General features: G+C 63.2%; 16 protein-coding genes. 14 read left to right on the forward strand and 2 right to left on the reverse strand.

Annotated features, from left to right (window positions below):
• Window positions 1-67: 67 nt before the first annotated feature.
• Both AC3WLX_RS12155 and AC3WLX_RS12160 read right to left on the reverse strand, forming a co-directional pair.
• Window positions 68-1,480, reverse strand: a complete 1,413-nt coding sequence (locus AC3WLX_RS12155) for a DUF6418 domain-containing protein (RefSeq protein WP_492336104.1) — start codon at window positions 1,478-1,480, stop codon at window positions 68-70.
• Between the two features lie 7 nt (window positions 1,481-1,487).
• The gene (locus tag AC3WLX_RS12160; protein ID WP_492336105.1) at window positions 1,488-2,333 is read right to left on the reverse strand and encodes a hypothetical protein; all 846 of its coding nucleotides are present in this window, start codon (window positions 2,331-2,333) and stop codon (window positions 1,488-1,490) included.
• Window positions 2,334-2,749: 416 nt separating this feature from the next.
• On the opposite strand from AC3WLX_RS12160, the gene AC3WLX_RS12165 reads away from it, so the two are divergent.
• From AC3WLX_RS12165 to AC3WLX_RS12230, 14 genes are all read left to right on the forward strand, one after another.
• Window positions 2,750-3,952 (forward strand): HAD-IIIA family hydrolase, encoded by a 1,203-nt coding sequence (locus AC3WLX_RS12165; RefSeq protein ID WP_291628747.1) that lies wholly within the window; start codon window positions 2,750-2,752, stop codon window positions 3,950-3,952.
• Between the two features lie 133 nt (window positions 3,953-4,085).
• Window positions 4,086-5,105 (forward strand): NAD-dependent 4,6-dehydratase LegB, encoded by a 1,020-nt coding sequence (locus tag AC3WLX_RS12170; protein ID WP_291628748.1) that lies wholly within the window; start codon window positions 4,086-4,088, stop codon window positions 5,103-5,105.
• A gap of 16 nt (window positions 5,106-5,121) precedes the next feature.
• Window positions 5,122-6,306 (forward strand): LegC family aminotransferase, encoded by a 1,185-nt coding sequence (locus AC3WLX_RS12175; RefSeq protein ID WP_492336106.1) that lies wholly within the window; start codon window positions 5,122-5,124, stop codon window positions 6,304-6,306.
• On the forward strand, window positions 6,299-7,468 hold the full coding sequence (neuC, locus tag AC3WLX_RS12180) for a UDP-N-acetylglucosamine 2-epimerase (RefSeq protein WP_492336107.1): 1,170 nt from the start codon (window positions 6,299-6,301) through the stop codon (window positions 7,466-7,468). Before AC3WLX_RS12175 ends, neuC begins: the two co-directional genes overlap by 8 nt.
• Entirely contained in the window at window positions 7,465-8,532 is a 1,068-nt protein-coding gene (neuB, locus tag AC3WLX_RS12185) for an N-acetylneuraminate synthase (protein ID WP_492336108.1), read from the forward strand. Before neuC ends, neuB begins: the two co-directional genes overlap by 4 nt.
• On the forward strand, window positions 8,529-9,527 hold the full coding sequence (locus AC3WLX_RS12190; protein ID WP_492336109.1) for a methionyl-tRNA formyltransferase: 999 nt from the start codon (window positions 8,529-8,531) through the stop codon (window positions 9,525-9,527). The genes neuB and AC3WLX_RS12190 overlap by 4 nt, the downstream gene beginning before the upstream one ends.
• Window positions 9,528-9,609: 82 nt before the next feature.
• Window positions 9,610-10,656, forward strand: a complete 1,047-nt coding sequence (locus AC3WLX_RS12195) for a nucleotidyltransferase family protein (RefSeq protein WP_291623087.1) — start codon at window positions 9,610-9,612, stop codon at window positions 10,654-10,656.
• Window positions 10,653-11,561: a Gfo/Idh/MocA family protein gene (locus tag AC3WLX_RS12200; protein ID WP_291623088.1), complete on the forward strand. Its 909-nt coding sequence runs from the start codon at window positions 10,653-10,655 to the stop codon at window positions 11,559-11,561. The genes AC3WLX_RS12195 and AC3WLX_RS12200 overlap by 4 nt, the downstream gene beginning before the upstream one ends.
• Window positions 11,558-12,274, forward strand: a complete 717-nt coding sequence (locus tag AC3WLX_RS12205) for an acylneuraminate cytidylyltransferase family protein (RefSeq protein ID WP_492336110.1) — start codon at window positions 11,558-11,560, stop codon at window positions 12,272-12,274. The genes AC3WLX_RS12200 and AC3WLX_RS12205 overlap by 4 nt, the downstream gene beginning before the upstream one ends.
• Window positions 12,271-13,092 (forward strand): SDR family oxidoreductase, encoded by an 822-nt coding sequence (locus tag AC3WLX_RS12210; RefSeq protein ID WP_492336111.1) that lies wholly within the window; start codon window positions 12,271-12,273, stop codon window positions 13,090-13,092. The genes AC3WLX_RS12205 and AC3WLX_RS12210 overlap by 4 nt, the downstream gene beginning before the upstream one ends.
• A 10-nt stretch (window positions 13,093-13,102) precedes the next feature.
• Window positions 13,103-14,626 carry an MATE family efflux transporter gene (locus AC3WLX_RS12215; protein ID WP_291623093.1) on the forward strand — a complete coding sequence of 508 codons (1,524 nt, stop codon included), beginning with the start codon at window positions 13,103-13,105 and terminating at the stop codon, window positions 14,624-14,626.
• The gene (locus AC3WLX_RS12220; protein ID WP_492336112.1) at window positions 14,627-15,517 is read left to right on the forward strand and encodes an SAM-dependent methyltransferase; all 891 of its coding nucleotides are present in this window, start codon (window positions 14,627-14,629) and stop codon (window positions 15,515-15,517) included. It begins immediately after the preceding gene.
• Window positions 15,514-16,446, forward strand: coding sequence for a hypothetical protein (locus AC3WLX_RS12225; RefSeq protein WP_492336113.1), 933 nt, complete (start codon window positions 15,514-15,516; stop codon window positions 16,444-16,446). Before AC3WLX_RS12220 ends, AC3WLX_RS12225 begins: the two co-directional genes overlap by 4 nt.
• Before the next feature lie 22 nt (window positions 16,447-16,468).
• A complete protein-coding gene (locus AC3WLX_RS12230) occupies window positions 16,469-17,857 on the forward strand; it encodes a surface carbohydrate biosynthesis protein (RefSeq protein WP_492336114.1) in 1,389 nt (462 codons plus the stop codon).
• The last annotated feature ends 3 nt before the right edge of the window (window positions 17,858-17,860 follow it).

A 17,860-nucleotide genomic window follows, 5' to 3' on the forward strand; every position in this document is an offset into this window, starting at 1 on the left:
GGTCGGCGATTGTCACAGATCGAAAGCAGATCAGGGGTGAATGGTCACTCAGCCGATTGGCCGGGACTTAGTTAGGCACTGCGGAACGGCGAAACAACCGAGTTCTGTCGGCCAACACCCACGGAAGGATCGGGCGGCCCAGCTTCTGCCAGCGCTCCTCCAGAATGATCGCGGCCAACAGAGCGGCAATCTTGATCCAGTATGTCGGAGTCGCCACGAAGTTCAGCATGCCGCCGATGTACATCACGTAGAAGCCATACAGCACGTAGAACGACAAAGCTGCAGTCAGATATCGCCCGGCAACGATTGAGCGAACCATGATTGCGGAAATGAGAGCGGCCAGCCACGCGACCCCCAGCAGAAAGAACCAGCTCAAATACGGACCGAGCAGTTCGAAGAAGATCTCCGGAAATCCGCCGGCGAATTGAAAGCCACCCGTAATGTGCTCCGTCGTCCGAGGTTCGCCTATCGTCACGGACATCAGGAACTGCGGCGTGGTGTTACGCCCCGCAACGATGGGGCGCTCGAACAAGGCATCGAAGGCATGGCGAGCATCCCAAACTCCGTTGACCAGAACGCGCTGGTAGGACGCCCATCCGATCTCCGACGGCTGCACGAGGGCGCGCTCTACAAACGCTCCCCGAGCGGCCTCGCCCTCGAACCCTCTGACCTTCGTCAAATTCCAATAGAGTGCGAACCCGATCATCGCGACCGTCACCGCCATGACGCCGGTGCCGGCGAGTATCATGCGCCGATCCGCGATGCGGGGCATCAAGCTGAACAAGCTTCCGGCTCCGGGGGATCGGGCCTGCACCAGCAAGGCGGCCGAGAACGGTATGACGAAGAATGCACAAGACCGGTAGAAGGGCGAGAATCGCCCGCCTACCAGAAACATGTAAAAGATGAGGGCGGCGAGCAAGCCGAGGAAACGGTAATCGTATCTCTGGCGTCGCAGCCGTTCCGCGGCGAACATCGTCCCCCACCAGAAGCAGATCATGTCGCCGCGCTCGATCACGAAGCGATGGAGGATGTTGGCCTGCTCGTTGAAGGTCCAACGTTCGATCTTGGCGAACAGTGGAATGACGCCGCCGTGGATCAGGGCGCCAAAAAGCAAAATCAAAAAGAGCACCGATGCGTAGAACGTGGCATCCGAGAGTGTCAGCTGGGCTCGGCTCGCCGTCAGTTCGGGCGTGGGAGCGGTGCGCGCCCAATCGTCCAGCGCGCGCGCATTGAAGACCCACAGAAAGGGAAGAAGCGTCAGGAAGTATGCGATCGATTGGAACACCGTCATGACGCCAGGACCAACGAACATCTGAAGCTGGGATGAAAAGACCGGCCCCGCAACGTCGATATACAACGACGAGACTGTCCGCCATGCGAAGGTAAATAGCAGAAAGGCGAGGCAGACGAAGATCGCCGGCCTGCGGAAGCCCAGCCAAACAATGAAGAGAAGTATGGACACTCCGGCGAGAAGGGCCATTGCAGTTCTATCTCACCCGGGCGGGTCGCTTCAGGAAGAAAGTCAAAAGGCCAATGAAGAGAACCATGCCTAGCCCCGCGAGGATGGCCCTTTGCACCAGATTGACCTCCCTCGGCCCCTGCGTCGCAGGAGAGTACCCATTCTGCAGACCCGTCATCCTCGCGGTGCGCTCGGTATAGGCCAGCAACGCGATGCGTGTATCGACATTGAGAAGGCCATCGACTGAACCGCCAGGGCTCGCCATCAGGATAGGGCCGGCAGGCGTTCCATCCGGCCGGGACGGCGTCACGTAGATGTCGCCCTTTTTGAGGGAATCGCTCAGGCGGCCCCTTGCATCTTGCAGACTAGCGCGGACCGAACGCAATAATTCCATTCTCGGCTCGAAACGCTTCTGATGGGCAGCCTGGATCGCAAGGACGGTTTGTTGAAGCAGGGTCAGCGCCTCCTCCTTGGAGGCGGAACTAGCCTCCAGGCGGATGGCGTTGTCGTCTATGACGATCCCCCGCAGGGAGGCGCCGGCAAACGCTCCGCGCGGATCGTTGAGCGCTTTCCGAGCATCGGCCAGAACATTGTCTTGAAACTGGCTCTCCCCGATCCTGACCACCAGATCACGGGCACTCTCGACGCGCTCGACGGGCGGCCCAGGCTGCCCGAGGATGCCTTCGACGCTAGGCATCGTACCGATCGCAACCGTCGCGGTCGCAGTCCAGGACTCCACCTTTCGGCCGACGCCCAGAGACCCCAGAGCAGCCAACAGCATCGCGCCGATCGCGAGCGAAAGAACCCAATGCCTCCGTACCATTCGGATAGCAAAAAGAACCGCAGCCTGCGGCGTACGCTCAACCATCGGCATGTACTCTCGTCCCCGAAAGGATATGAATGGGAATTCCAGAATGCGAATGGGGCGCACCCGAAGACATCATACTTGGCGATCTAGGGTTCATCAATCGCCCCTTACCCAAGCACTCTCCGCTCGGCAATGGTCGAGTTTGACGAGCGGCTTTGGACCCGGGCGATCCACGAAACGATGCAGGAGTTTTCCCTTGCTCGTTGCTTCCGGCCGCTGCTAAGCACATACCCTGCATCCGATCTAAACGCGCAGCGCGATTGTTCCTGCTGTGGTATGGGGCGCCGTCAGTAGCGTTGCTCCAGGGCTTGATCCGGCGCCGAGCGCGGCCGGGGGAAGGTTCCGTTGGTCGAGCAGCCGAGAGCATCGAGACGGAATTTGCACTGTTCACCTTCGACTGATACGCCTAGAGACAAGTTCTCATGCTGAGACAGGCCGTCATCCTCGTCGGTGGGCTCGGCACCCGCCTCGGCGAACGCACCAAATCCGTTCCGAAGCCGATGCTCGAGATCGGTGGCCGACCGTTTCTCGACACTCTGATCGATGAACTCGCCCGCTATCACGTCTTTGATGAAATCCTGTTGCTCGCCGGTCACAAGGCTGACATCGTCGAAAGCCATTATGCCGGCGCGGCGACAGGCCGGGCGAAGATCTTGGTGTCGCGCGAGACCGAGCCACTCGGTACCGGCGGTGCACTCGTGCATGCGCGGGAGGTGTTGCACGACCGTTTCCTCCTCCTCAACGGAGATTCACTGTTCGACTTCAACCTGCTCGATCTCATCGCCCGCGCGCGCGGCGGGCGCGTCCACATGGCATTGCGCGACGGCGTCGTCGGGGATCGCTATGGGCGCGTTGTCCTCGACGGTGACATTGTTCGTGACTTCATCGCCCCGGGTGCGGGTGCCACCGGGCCGGTCAATGCCGGCATCTACGTCGTCGACAAGACCGTTCTCCACGAGATCGAGACCCTCCCCGCCTCGCTCGAGCAGGATGTATTCCCCGGCCTTGTGAAGTCCGGCGCGCTGCGCGGCACTGCCTATCGCGGCTACTTCATCGACATCGGCATCCCCGATGATTTCGCGCGCGCCGACCGCGAATTGCGCGACAAGCTACGGCGGCCGGCGGTGTTTTTCGATCGGGACGGCGTGCTCAACCATGATTCAGGATACACCTTCGAGAGCCACAGGCTCGCATGGATCGAAGGCGCGCGCGAGGCCGTGAAAGCGGTCAACGACGCCGGCTACTTCGCTTTCGTCATCACCAACCAATCCGGCGTCGCACGCGGCTACTACGAGGAGCATCACGTGGTCGCGCTGCATCGCTGGATGGCGGACCAGATGGCGCTGATCGGTGCGCATATCGATGCATTCGAATATTGCCCCGATCACCCCGATGGAAGCGTCGCACGCTATTGCCGCGTCAGTGACCGACGCAAGCCGGCGCCGGGCATGATCACCGACCTTGCCCAGCGTTTTCCTGTCGACATGACGCGCAGCATGGTGATCGGAGACAAGCCGAGCGACATCGAGGCAGCCCGGGCCGCTGGTCTCCCCGGCCATTTGTTCGAGGGCGGCAATCTGGAGACGTACGTCAGAGAGCGCCTCATCCCTGCCGGGCATCCCTAGGCACACATCACGAAATCCGCTGCATCGCCCGGCATTTGGCACTATCAGGCTCTGCTCTGTTGCACGCAACCGCCAGTGTGCTATAGCGCCATCTTGTTGCGAACACTGGCTTAATCGCCTTTTGGGGGCCGGAATGGCAGATCTGAGGGACGCCCGCGTCCTCGTTACCGGCAGCGACGGCTTCATCGGTTCGCATGTCGTCGAGGAACTGGTGAAAGCCGGGGCTCGCGTCAAGGCGATCGTCTATTACAACTCCTTCAACTCCTGGGGCTGGCTGGACACGGTTCCCGCCGACATCATGAAGTCCGTGGAAGTCGTCGCCGGCGACATCCGTGATCCACATTTCATGATCCAGGCGGCCACCGGCTGCACCGACGTGCTGCATCTGGCGGCGCTGATCGCGATCCCCTTCTCCTACGTCGCGCCTGACTCCTATGTCGACACCAATGTGAAGGGCACCGTGAACGTGCTCCAGGCCGCGCGGATGGCCGGCGTGCGCCGCTTCGTGCAGACCTCGACAAGCGAGGTCTACGGCACGGCGCAGAGCGTCCCGATCAAGGAAAACCATCCGCTGGTCGGCCAATCGCCCTACTCGGCCTCGAAGATCGCATCGGATCAGATGGCGCTGTCCTTCCACGCCTCGTTCGACATGCCGGTGGTCGTGATCCGCCCTTTCAACACCTTCGGTCCGCGCCAGTCGGCCCGCGCGGTCATTCCCACCATCATCAGCCAGATCGCGACCGGCAAGCGCAAGATCCGTCTCGGCGCCGTCAGCCCGACCCGCGACTTCTCCTTCGTTACCGACACTGCGCGCGGGCTCATCGCAGGCCTCACCGCGCCGCCCGAGCAATGCGTCGGCCAGACCATCAATCTCGGCAGCGGCTTCGAGATCTCGGTCGGTGCGACCGTCGAGATGATCGCCGACGTGATGGGCACGACGATCGAGATCGAGACCGACGAGGCGCGCCTGCGTCCCGCGAACAGCGAGGTCGAGCGGCTCTGGGCCGACAATTCCAGGGCACGCCAACAGCTTGGCTGGAGCCCTGAATTCGGCGGCGTCGAGGGCATGCGCCGCGGCATGGTGAGGACCGTCAGCTGGTTCACCGATCCGGCAAACCTCAACCGCTACAAGGCAGATGTCTACAATGTCTGAGGCGATGGACAGTGTCGTGACCAGTTCGGACTTCAAGCCCGAGACGATTGTCGATGCCGTGCGGCGCGCGGTGGGAACGCCGAACGGCGTTCTCGGCCTGCACGAACCGGTGTTCGCGGGAAAGGAGATTGCCTACCTGGAAGAGTGCATCAAGAGCACCTTCGTTTCCTCTGTCGGCCCCTTTGTCGATCGGTTCGAGCGCATGCTGGAGCAGGTCACCGGCGCAAAACGCGCAGTCGCTGTGGTCAATGGTACGGCCGCGTTGCATGCCTGCTTCAGGCTCGCCGGCGTCGAGCCGGGCGACGAGGTCATCTCGCCGGCGCTGACCTTCATCGCGACGACGAACGCGATCGCCTATTGCGGCGCTACTCCGCATTTCGTCGACAGCTCGCTTGCAACGCTCGGCATGGACCCGGCCGCCCTTGCGCTGCGCCTCGAGGCGATCGCAGAGCGGACCGCGAGAGGCACGATCAACCGCGAGACCGGACGCCGCATCGCGGCGATCTCGCCGATGCACACGTTCGGTCATCCCGTCGCGCTCGACGAGATCGCTGCAATCGCGCACGACTGGGGCATTGCGCTGGTGGAGGATGCCGCGGAATCGCTCGGCTCGACCTATAAGGGCCATGCCGTCGGATCGCGGGCGCGGCTCGCGGCGCTGAGCTTCAACGGCAACAAGATCGTCACCACGGGCGGCGGCGGCGCCATCCTCACCAATGACGAGGAACTGGGACGTCGCGCCAAGCATCTCACCACCACCGCGAAGCTGCCGCACAAATGGGCCTTCGTGCACGACGAGATCGGCTTCAACTACCGCCTGCCCAATCTGAACGCCGCGCTCGGCTGCGCGCAGCTCGAACAGCTCGACGGCTTCCTGGCGAGCAAGCGCCGGCTGGCGGCCGCCTATGAACGCGTCTTTGCGGACGTGCCCGGCGTGCGCTTCTCGTGCGAGCCCGAGGACACCACGAGCAATTACTGGCTGAACGCGGTCCTGCTCGCCGAGCCGTACGCCGAGCGGCGCGACGAGGTGCTCACGGCACTGAACGAAGCCGGCTTCGGCGCGCGCCCGGCCTGGACCTTGATGCACCATCTGCCGATGTTCGCGCAGAGCCCGCGCGGCAATCTCGCCACCGCCGAATCCATCGAGCGCCGCCTGATCAATCTTCCCTCCAGCGCCAGCATCCGGGCCCGCGATGAGTGAACAAAGCCGCAAGATCTGTTTCGTCACCGGCAGCCGCGCCGATTTCGGCCTCATCATCTGGCCGATGCGGGCAATCCGTGAAACACCCGGGCTGAAGCTCCAGCTCATCGCGACCGGCATGCACTTGTCGCCCGAGTTCGGATACACCATCGACAACATCCGCGACGAAGGCTTCGTGGTCGACGAGAGCGTCGAGACGTTGCTGTCGAGCGATTCCGGCGTCGGTGTCTCCAAATCCGTCGGCCTTGGCGTGATCGGATTTGCCGACGCTTTCGCGCGACTGAAGCCGGACCTCGTCGTCGTGCTCGGCGACCGCTACGAGACGTTTGCGGCGGCGCAGGCTGCGATGTTCATGCGGCTGCCGATGGCACATCTGTTCGGCGGCGATGTCACCGAGGGCGCCATCGACGAAGCCATCCGTCACGCCATCACCAAGATGTCGCATCTGCATTTTGCCACGAATGCCGCCTCGGCGCGCCGGCTGACCCGGCTCGGCGAGGACCCGACACGCGTCTTCACGGTCGGCTCGCCCGGCATCGATTCGATCAAGCGCCTCAAGCTGATGGACCGCGAGACCATCGGCCGCGAGATCGGGATGCAGCTCGGCAAGCGCAACGTTGTGGTCACGTTCCATCCGGTCACCGTCGAGATGGACCAGTCAGTCGGCGCACTTGATGAATTGTTCGCATCGCTCGCAACGCTTGATCGGGAGTTCAGCCTGTTCTTCACGCTCGCGAATGCCGACGCGGAAGGCCGTGCGCTCAACAATCGAATCAAGGCGTTCGTCGCCGGCCGGGCGAACGCCGTCGCAGTCGCCTCGCTCGGACAGCTTCGTTACATCAGCCTGTTGAACCAGGCCGATGCCGTGGTCGGCAATTCGTCGAGCGGCATCTATGAAGCGCCCTCGCTCGACGTTCCGACCGTCGACATCGGGGACCGGCAGAAGGGACGCCAGCGCGCGGCTTCGGTGTTTCACGCAGCCCCCGATCGCGAGTCGATTTCGAAGGCCATCGCCGATGCGCTTGCGCGCGGGCGACAGCCGACGGTCAACCCTTACGGCGACGGAGAGACCAGCCGGCGCGTCGCCGACAAGATAGCATCCATTCCCGATTTCAGGGCGCTGTTGAAGAAGGGCTTTTACGACGGCGAGGCCACCACATGACGCGTACGCTCATCATCGCCGAAGCCGGGGTCAATCACTCCGGCAGCCTGGACACCGCACTTGCATTGGTTGACGCGGCCGCCGATGCCGGTGCCGATGTCGTGAAATTCCAGACCTTCAACGCCAACTCGCTCGCCGGGAAGAGTGCGCGCAAGGCTGATTACCAGCAGCGCACCACGGATGCCGCCGAGAGCCAGCACGCGATGCTGAAGCGACTCGAATTGCCGCATTCGGCGCATCCGCCACTGATCGACCGCGCCAAGGCGCGCGGCATAGAATTCTTGTCGACGCCGTTCGACCATCAATCACTGAGCTTCCTGCTGACGCTCGGGTTGACACGACTCAAGATCGGCTCGGGCGACCTCACCAATGCTCCGCTGCTCCACGCAATCGCACTCGCGGACATGCCCTTGATCTTATCCACCGGCATGGCGACGCTGACCGAGGTCGAGGAAGCGCTCGGCGTGCTCGCGCATGGCTACATCCGCAGCAAGGCGCCACCAGGCCTTGCGGCGTTCCGCGCAGCCTGGCGCGACGAGGAGGCACGCAGGCGTTTGTCCGAGCGCGTCTGCCTGCTCCACTGCACGACCGAATATCCCTGCCCGCCCGAGGACGTAAATCTTGCGGCGATGCATACGATGCAGACCGCCTTCCAGCTCCCGGTGGGCTATTCCGATCACACCGACGGGATCGAGATATCGCTCGCCGCGGTGGCGATGGGCGCTACCATCATCGAGAAGCATCTCACGCTCGACCGTAACGCGGTCGGGCCCGACCACGCGGCGTCGCTCGAGCCCGGCGATTTCAAGCGCATGGTCTCCGCGATCCGCCGGATCGAGCAGGCGCGCGGCGACGGCATCAAGACGCCCAGGAATTCCGAGATCAAGAACATCGACATCGCCCGCAAGAGCATCGTTGCCGCACGAGCGTTGAAGGCCGGCGAGGTGCTTGCGCCCGCCGATCTCACCTGCAAGCGGCCCGGCTCCGGCCGGCCGCCGATCGAATACTGGTCGCTGATCGGCACGGCGGTCACCCGCCCCTACGACGAGGAAGACCATCTATGAGGATCGGCTATTTCGGGGACGGCGTCTGGGCACAACGCGCCTTCGCCCGGCTAATCGATGATTCTCGTTACACCATCGCTTTCGTCGCCGTACGCAGCTCCCGGCCCGATTCGATCCTTGTTGCTCTCGCGGAGTCAAAAGGCATTCCCGTGCTGAATCCTGCGACCGTCAATTCGCCGGAGAGCCTTGCCGAGATCGCGGCCTTCGCGGCCGAGCTTCACGTCTCGATGTCTTATGACCAGATTCTTCGCGAAGCCATTCTGGCGCTGCCGCCGCGTGGCACGCTCAATTGTCATGCCGGCGCGCTGCCGTTCTATCGCGGCCGCAATCCGCTGACCTGGGCGCTGATCAACGGCGAAGAAGAGTTCGGCATCACGGTTCACTGGGTCGATCTCGGCATCGACACCGGCGACATCGTCCGACAGATCAAGGTGCCGATCTCCGCGACCGACACCTATGCAACGCTGCTGAAGACCGCGGAGACGCTTTGCGCCGATACGCTCGTCGAAGCTGTCTCCGATGTCTATGACGGCACAGACAAGCGTGTCGTGCAATCCACGATCGATCCGGTCGGCCTTTATTGCTGCCGGCGCAGGGAAGGCGACGAGGAAATCGACTGGAAATCCGGCAGCGTCGCGCTGGAGCGCTTCGTCCGCGCGTTGGTGCCCCCCGGCCCCGGCGCACGCACGATCTGGAAAGAGCGCTCCTACGCCATTCTCGCGGCCGAGCTGGTGCCGGGCGCGCGGCCCTATATCGGCATTCCCGGCGAAGTGATCGGCAGTGACAGTCTGGGCATCCTGGTCAAGACTGGCGACAGCCTCATTCGGATCACACGCTGGGCCGCGATCGGAACCGAAGGCGCCCTCGGCGCCCCGCTCGTTCCCGCAGTTGCGCGCGGCAGCCGGCTTGGCCGAGACCTCGCGGCCGCGCTGGCCCAGGCCGAGGCGAGATTGGCGGCTCTGGAGGCGAAACCAGGGCGAGCCCGCGGGGATTGACGTCCACGTCATCAGCCGCGATATAGCTGCTTTCTGATCGGGTGAGCGCCGTGGCGCGCAGCCTCCGGCGAGGTCCAGCACCATGAAATCCTGGCAAAAGGCCGTCGTTGGGATCGAGGCCACCGTGAGCGAGGCCATTGCCGCGATTGAAAGCGGCGGCATCCAGATCACACTGGTGCTCGACGACGGCAGGCTGACCGGCATCGTCACCGACGGCGACATCAGGCGCGGGCTGTTGCGCGGTATTCCTCTGAGCGGGCGCGCGATAGAGGTGATGAATCCGGACCCGGTGTCGGCTTCAGTTGCGCTGCCTCGCGATGAGCGGCTGCGCCTGATGCGACAGAAATCGATCAAGCAGCTTCCGCTGATCGATGCGAGTGGCAAGGTCATCGAGGTCGAAACGTTCGACGAACTGCTCGAATCGCCGCAATACGAGAATCCCGTGCTGATTATGGCCGGCGGCCTGGGCGAACGCTTGGGCGCGCTTACCCGCGAGATGCCGAAGCCGATGCTTCACGTCGGCGGTCGCCCGCTGCTCGAGACCATCGTGCGCAACTTCGTGCAGCAGGGATTTCGGAACATCTTCATCTCCGTGAACTACAAGGCCGAGTTGATCCAGCATCATTTCGGTGATGGCACTACTTTCGGCGCGTCCATTCGTTACATCCACGAGACGGAGCGTCTCGGCACCGCAGGCGCGCTCGGCCTGTTTCCCTCGACGCCAGATCTGCCGCTCGTCGTGACCAATGGCGATATCCTGACCACGATCAACTACGGCGCTTTGGTGGACTTCCATAACGCGACACCGGCCGAAGCAACGATGGCCGTACGCGAGCACAAGGTGCACGTGCCCTATGGCGTTGTCACCGCATCGGAAGGGTATCTTGAGGTCATCCGGGAAAAGCCAACCGAGAGCTGGTTTGTCAGCGCCGGTATCTACGTGATTGGCCCCAACGTATTCCGGCTCGTCGACCGCGGTGTCAGGGTAGACATGCCCTCGGTGCTTGAGCGCGTCGTCGCGAGCGAGGGCCGCGTCGCCGTGTATCCGATCCGAGAGTACTGGCTCGACATCGGTCGTGTCGAGGATTTCGAGCAGGCGCATGCCGAGTTTCACGAGGTCTTCCAGTGAGCGCGAGCAGGGCCATGGTCGCAGGCCTGGGTTCGATCGGAACCCGTCACGCTCGCATCCTCACGGAGCTCGGGCTTGCGGTCACGACAGTCAGCCGGCGCGGCGGCGGTGATCACCGCAGCATTGGCGAAGCGCTTTCGCGAGGTCAGGTCGACTATGTCGTTATCGCCACCGAGACGGCACGACACATCGATGCCCTGCGCGAGCTCGCACAGGCAGGATTTCGTGGAACCGTTCTGGTCGAAAAACCGCTGCTCGCAAGGCTCGAGCCGCTCCCCAACTTTCCGTTCGCGAAGCTGTTCGTCGCCTACAATCTGCGTTTCCATCCGGTGATGACTGCGCTCGCACGGCGGATCGAAGGACGCCCGGCGATTACGGTCTCCGCCTATGTCGGACAGGACATCAGGAATTGGCGGCCCGGTCGCGATCACCGCGATACCGCTTCCTCGACGGTCGCCGCCGGAGGCGGCGTGCTACGCGACCTCAGCCATGAGCTCGACTATCTTCTCTGGCTGTTCGGGCCATGGCAACGCGTGGCCGCGCTCGGCGGTGCATCCGGCGCGCGCGACCTCGAGGTGGATGATCACCTCGCGCTGCTGGTGGAAATGGAACGGGCGCGGGTCGTGCAGGTTCATCTCGACTACCTCGACCGCCCGGGCTTGCGCCGAATCCGCATCAATCTTGCGGACGAGACGATCGAGGCCGATCTCGTCGGCGGCAACCTGATCGTCAACGGCACCGCCACGCCCTACACGAGCGAGCGTGATACCAGTTATCGCGCGATGCATCAGGCCGCTTTGAGCGGCGATGGCCCGCTTTGCTCGCTCGCCGAAGGGGTCGCCGCCATGGATCTGATCGACGCCAGCGAACGTGCGCTGAATTCGAAGAGCTGGGTTTTCGCGTGAGCCTGATCTGTACCATATGCGCACGCGGCGGCTCGAAAGGCGTCGTCGGCAAGAACAGCCGCATGCTGTTGGGACGTCCGATGCTGGCCTGGACGATCGAGCAGGCAAAGCAGACCGGCCTCTTCACGGCCATCGCATTCAGCAGCGATTCCGATGTGCTGCTCCAGGAAGCGCTGCGCTCCGGCGCCGACATCGCGGTCAAGCGCCCGGCCGAGATGGCGACCGATGCGGCGCCGAAAATCCCGGCGATCCGCCATTGTCTCGAACAGGCAATGCAGCGAACCGGACTTACGCCCGAGATCTTCGTCGATCTCGACGTCACCGCGCCGCTGCGGCTTGCCTCCGACATCACCGGCGCCGTCGCCTTGCTTCGCGACAGCGGCGCTCCAAGCGTCATCACCGGCGCACCCGCCCGCCGCTCGCCCTATTTCAACCTGGTCGAAGAGCGCAGGGACGGCACTGTGGGCCTTTCGAAGATCGCCGATCCTCCGATCGTGCGCCGACAAGACAGCCCGCGCTGCTTCGACATGAACGCCTCGATCTACGTCTGGAACGTAGCGGCTTTTCTGGACGATCCGCGCGTATTCTATCCGGACACACGCTTGTTCGAAATGCCGGAAGAGCGTTCGGTCGACATCGATTCGGAGATCGATTTCACGCTGGTGGAGCACTTGCTCCGCAAGCGGCTGGCGCAACAAGGGACATCACCATGACCACGAGCTACAAGGCTCTGTTCGCTCTTACCGGCCGCATCGCGGCAGTCACGGGCGGCTGCGGCATTCTCGGCCGGCGTTTCGCCGAAGGGCTTGCCGAACTCGGCGCCGATGTTGCCATCATCGACCTCGACCAGGCGGCCGCGGACAGCGTCGCGAGCGAGATCGCCTCCCGCCATTCCGTGCGCGCCCGAGGTTACGCCTGCGACATCACCGAGCCCCTCGCCCTCCGCAGCACGGCTGATGCGATCGAAGCCGACCTCGGACCGGTTTCGATCCTTCTCAACAACGCTGCCAGCAAGACCCGCGACGTCGATGCGTTCTTCGCGCCGGTCGAGAAATTCTCACAGGAGACCTGGCGCGAGATCATGGCTGTCAACCTCGACGGCATGTTCAACGTCGCGCAGGTGTTCGGCGGCCGAATGGCTGAGCGCGGCTACGGCGCCATCGTACAGACCGCCTCGATCTACGGCCTCATGGCGCCCGACCAGCGCATCTACGAGGGCTCCGAATATCTCGGTCGTGCCATCAACACACCCGCGGTTTACACTGCGTCCAAAGCCGGCGTAATCGGCCTGACCAAACACTTGGCAACCTACTGGGCGGCGAAGGGCGTTCGCGTCAACACCCTTACCCCGGGCGGGGTGGAGAGCGGACAGAACGAGACCTTCAAGGCGCGCTATGGCGCCCGCATCCCGCTGGGCCGCATGGCCAGAGCGGACGAGATGGTCGGCGCGATGCTGTTCCTGGTGTCGGATGCAGCGTCCTACGTGACCGGCCAGAACATCGCCGTCGATGGCGGCCTGAGCGCGTGGTGACAAAGAACAAATGATCAAGCGCCTTGTCCAGAACACGGTGATTTCGGCGCTTTCCTTCGGCGTCGCCGCCTTGCTGGGCTTGGCGGTCATTCCACTTATCATTCAAACCTGGGGAGTGGCCGAATTCGGCCTGATCGTCATTTCGCGGCTGCTGCTGCCGAGCGGCATGATGGCCGTGCTGGACCTTGGGCTGTCCGAGGTCGCGACCCAGGTCGTCGCGCGCGCGCGCGAGCACCGCAATTGGACGCAGGCCAGCCGCCAGATCGCATTCTTGGGAGCGATCTCCATTGCGCTCACCCTGATCCTGAGCGCCGCCATCTGGCTCGCGACCCCGCTTCTCGTCATCTTGATGAAGGTTGATGCCGCACATCTGGAGACGTTCACTCGGATCATGCACTACACGGCCCTCGCGAACCTGATCTTCGTTCCGGCGCTGGTGTGGGAAGGCATTGTCAAGGGCTTCGAACGCTACAACCTCCTGCGCGTCGCGGAGGTCACGTCGACGGCGGCCTATGTCGCTCTGACATTTGCGGCCGCGAGGGCGGAGACAGGCTTTGAAGTGGTCGCCTACATCTATCTCGCCGCGCTGGTGGCCCGCGCCGTCGTCATAGGAATTGCGGCATTCGTCGCCCTGCGGCACAAGCAGGTGCGATTGCTGCCATGGACCCGCGAGATCCGGCAGGATATCCTGCATCGTTGCGTGCTGCTCCTGCAGGGCAAGTTGATGGGCGGAGTATCCGGCCCGCTTCAGCCGTTCCTGATCGGATTGCTGTTCGGTCCGAAGGCTGTCGGAACCTATGACGCGCTGGTCCGGTTGCCGCGGATATCGAAGATCGTGGTCAGCCTGCTGACCTCGGCCCTGCTTCCCGTTGCCAGCCGCCTCGATGAGCGCGGCAACGCGACATCATTTCAGCGCCTCGGCGATCTCGGCCTGATCATGATGCCGATGTTCGTGGTACCGCCGCTTGCCGCAAGCGCAATTCTCTCGCCCGAGATCATGAACCTCTGGATCGGTCCTCTGCTTGCACCCTACGCATTCTGGATGGGTCTGAGCTTCCTGGTTCCGATCTGCGCGCAATACGTGACGATCGGCAGCTTGATCTTCCTGACGCGGCCTGAGGTGCAGGCCCGGCTCAACAGGCTGATGGCCGTGCAGCTCCTGATCTGGGCGGCAGTCGCTGCCGCAACATTGCATCTGTTCGCGGAACGCGCCCTGATTCTCGGCCAGGTCGTTGGCGCGATCGCCATCCTGCCCTGGCAACTCAGGGAATTGCGCAACGCACTCGAGCTCGACCGGTCTCGCTTCGCGAAGGCGATCGGAACTCAACTTGCAATCCTTGTCGTGGCCAGCATTTTTCTAGCAGTAATTGCAGGTTACATTCGGTTTGACAGCGTGCTAAAGCTCGCGCTCGGTTCCATGGTCTTCTGTCTGATGACTTGGGCGCTTCAATACCTCCTGGTGCTCGAGAAGCGGCATCGGGCGGTATTTCCGGCGGTCGGGCAATTGATGGGACTCACGTCCAAAAGCACTTGAATGAGCACTCACGCGACACTCCGCAACGCCATTAACGCAGATTTCGCTCCGGCGTCCTTGCCGGACCGCGCCGCGACCTACGCGCTCGATGCGGCGAGGAGCATCGGACGGCTCGCTTTGCGTCGCGTCAAGCGCACGGCAGACGTGGTCAATTCCGAGTACAATCTTTCGCATTGGCAGCGGATGCTGTCGGCCAAGACCTGGACGACGGCCGCAAGCGTCGGTGACTTCCTGATCCCGAAGAATCCCGAGCTGGGTCTGCGCAAGGTCGACAATCGGATTTGCAGAATCGCGGCCGACGACTACTATCGCTATCGGGCTAAGGCGCTCGGCGAACTGCTGGCGCGGCACGCCGGTGGCGCCACTGAGATCGTCGAGCTGGGCGCAGGCTACGGCTACAATCTGCTGGCGCTGCACCTCAATCATCCCGACTGGACGCTGCGCGGATTCGACATTGCACCGAACGGAGTCGCCGCGGGCCGCGAGATCGCCGCGCATTACGGCTTATCGGACCGGATCTCGTTCGACAGGATCGATCTGACTGACGGCAACGACCCAAGCTACGCCGCCATCAGGGACAAGGTCGTCTTCACCTATTTCTGCATCGAGCAGATTCCCTACGACGTGCGAAAGGTGGTGGACAACATCATCGCCGCACGGCCGAAGCGGGTCATCAACATCGAGCCGACGACGGAGTTGCTGGATCTCTCCAATCCGCGAGACATCGTCAGCTTCCTCTACATTCGCTCGGTCGACTACCAGACGCAGCTCTTCTCGACTCTGAACGACTACGAGCGACAGGGCCGCGTCCGCATCCTGGCACGTGAGCGGATGCCGTTCGCGCCGACAATCCACAATGATGGCTTTTTGTATTGCTGGGAGCCCACATGACAACCATCGATGCGACGCCCGATCGGCCAGCCCCGAAGAAGCAGAAGATCAACCAGTTTCGTCGCCTGTTGTGGCACATCAACCGGACCGATCTCGGCTGGGTCACCAAGGCGGCCCTGACTACACTTCAACCGGGTGCCCGGGCGAAGCGCGCCCGGCTGCTCGATCAGCTTCCTTCGAAAGCAGAATGGAGCGAGGCCAGCCGGAAGCTCGACCAAGACGGCTATGTCGACGTATCCGCGCTGATGGACCGCGGCCTGGCGGAAGCCGTAGCGGCAGTCGCGGACAGCAAGGTGAGCCGGCTCAACGAGCTCTCGGGTAAGCAGCAGCTCGGCCACAAGTCCTTCTGGGTGAGTCTCCTTGACGAGGATCTCGTCAACGGTGCATTCGCGACCGACCATCCTTTCGTGCGCTATGCACTGCAGCCGGCGGCACTGCGCATCATCGGCGATTTCATGCATGACCTGCCCCAGCTCTCCGACGTGCTGCTGACGCTGTCACAGCCGACCCCGAACCAGAATCTGAGCTATTCCCAGCTCTGGCATCTCGATCACGATGACAAGCGCGTCTGCAAGCTCTTCATCTATCTCACCGACGTCCGCGATACCGCCGACGGTCCGTTCACATTCATTCCGGCAGGCCCCTCCAGGCCGTTCCGCAATACGCTGAAGAGCCACATGAGCGATGCGCAGGTGTTCGCCAAGACCGGACCTGATGCGGTCAAGGAGATGGTGGCGCCGCGCCTGTCGGCGTTCATCGTCAACACGGCCCGCTGTCTGCACATGGGAAGCCGGATCCAGTCCGACCACAGACGCCTTCTCTACACGGCGACCTATATTCAGCAGCCGCGCATCTATCCCGAGCCACCCCCCCGTTTCCGAGCGAGCGGCCCTCTGACGGATGTCGAGCGCGCCGCCATGCGCCTGTGAGCCGCTGCGGGGAACTCACATCGTGCGCATAGGTCTGGTGGTCGATCACCCCAAGCGTGACCTGCCGGGGGCAGTCATGCTCGGTTATCAGCTGGCGCGACGCGGCGTCTCCGTCGCGCTGGTGCCGATGTACGAGCAGGCCGTAGACGTCCCACGGCTCGGACTTGATGCGCTGGTCGTCAACTACGCGCGCCCGGTCAATCTCGACCTGATGCGCAGCTTTGCCAAGGCCGGCCTCGCGCTCTACGTGCTCGATACCGAAGGCGGCGTGCTCGCCGAAAAGGGCGGCAATTCGCCGCCGGCCATGGCGGCCAACATCAAGGACAGCGGCTACGCCGACATTCTTGCGGGCTATTTCTTCTGGGGCAGCCGCCTGCACGACGCCTTTCTCGCGGCCGGCACCATGAAGCGGGAGCAGCTTCACCTAACCGGCTGCCCGCGCTTCGATTTTGCGGCCCCGCGCTGGCGCACGCTGCTCGACGGCGAGCCGCGCGGCTATCTGCTCGTCAACGCCAACTTTCCGCTGGTCAATTCCCGCTTCACCGGCAAGCCCGGCGGGGAGCGCGAAGCCATGGTGCATTCCGGCTGGGATGGCGCCTATGTGGATCGCTTCATCACGGACCTGAAGCAGGTCTTCGCCAAATATCTCGCCGAGATCGACCGGCTCGCCGCAGCGCGGCCCGACCGCAGCATCCTCGTTCGTCCGCATCCCTTCGAGAGCGAGGACGTCTATCGCAACGCACTCTCGCGCCATGCCAATGTCGTGATCGACGGCACCGGCAGCGTGCTCGATCGCATCCGCAACGCGGCAGCCGTCATTCATCTCAATTGCGGAACGGCTGTTGAATCGGTTCTGCTGGGCAAGCTCCCGCTCCAGCTCGAGTACCTGAACACGCCGACAACGGCCGGCCATGCCGGGCTTCCTGCCCGCGTGAGCCGGAAGGTCGGCTCATTCGACGAGCTGCTCGGCGCGATGGACCAGATCGAGCGGGAGACCGCGAACTTCGATTTTGCCGGCGTTCACGCCGCCGATATCGAGGCCTTCTTCCATCTCAACGACGGACAGGCCGCCGAACGCGTCGCCGAGGTCCTGACCCACGCAACGGTTTCGCGCCGACCTTTCGTCTCGCTGCTCGCGACCGTCAGGGGAACCCGCGAGAAACCAAGCTTCGGCCAGATCATCAAGGGCACCGCCAGCGCCGCGTTGGGCTCGGCGGTCACCGAGCGGCTGCGCAGCCAGATCAATCCCGCCCGGCGCGACAAGCGGATCGCGTTGTCCATCGTCCAGCCGCTGCTGGGGCGCATCGCCGCTCACGATCAGGCATCTACGTCGCAGTTCACGGCAAGGCGGGCATATTGTGCGACGACGGGCTTGCCGCTCGCGAGCATTGCGATCGAACGGGCCTCATAGAGC

The sequence above is a fragment of the Bradyrhizobium sp. FW305-F6 genome, assembly GCF_058782905.1.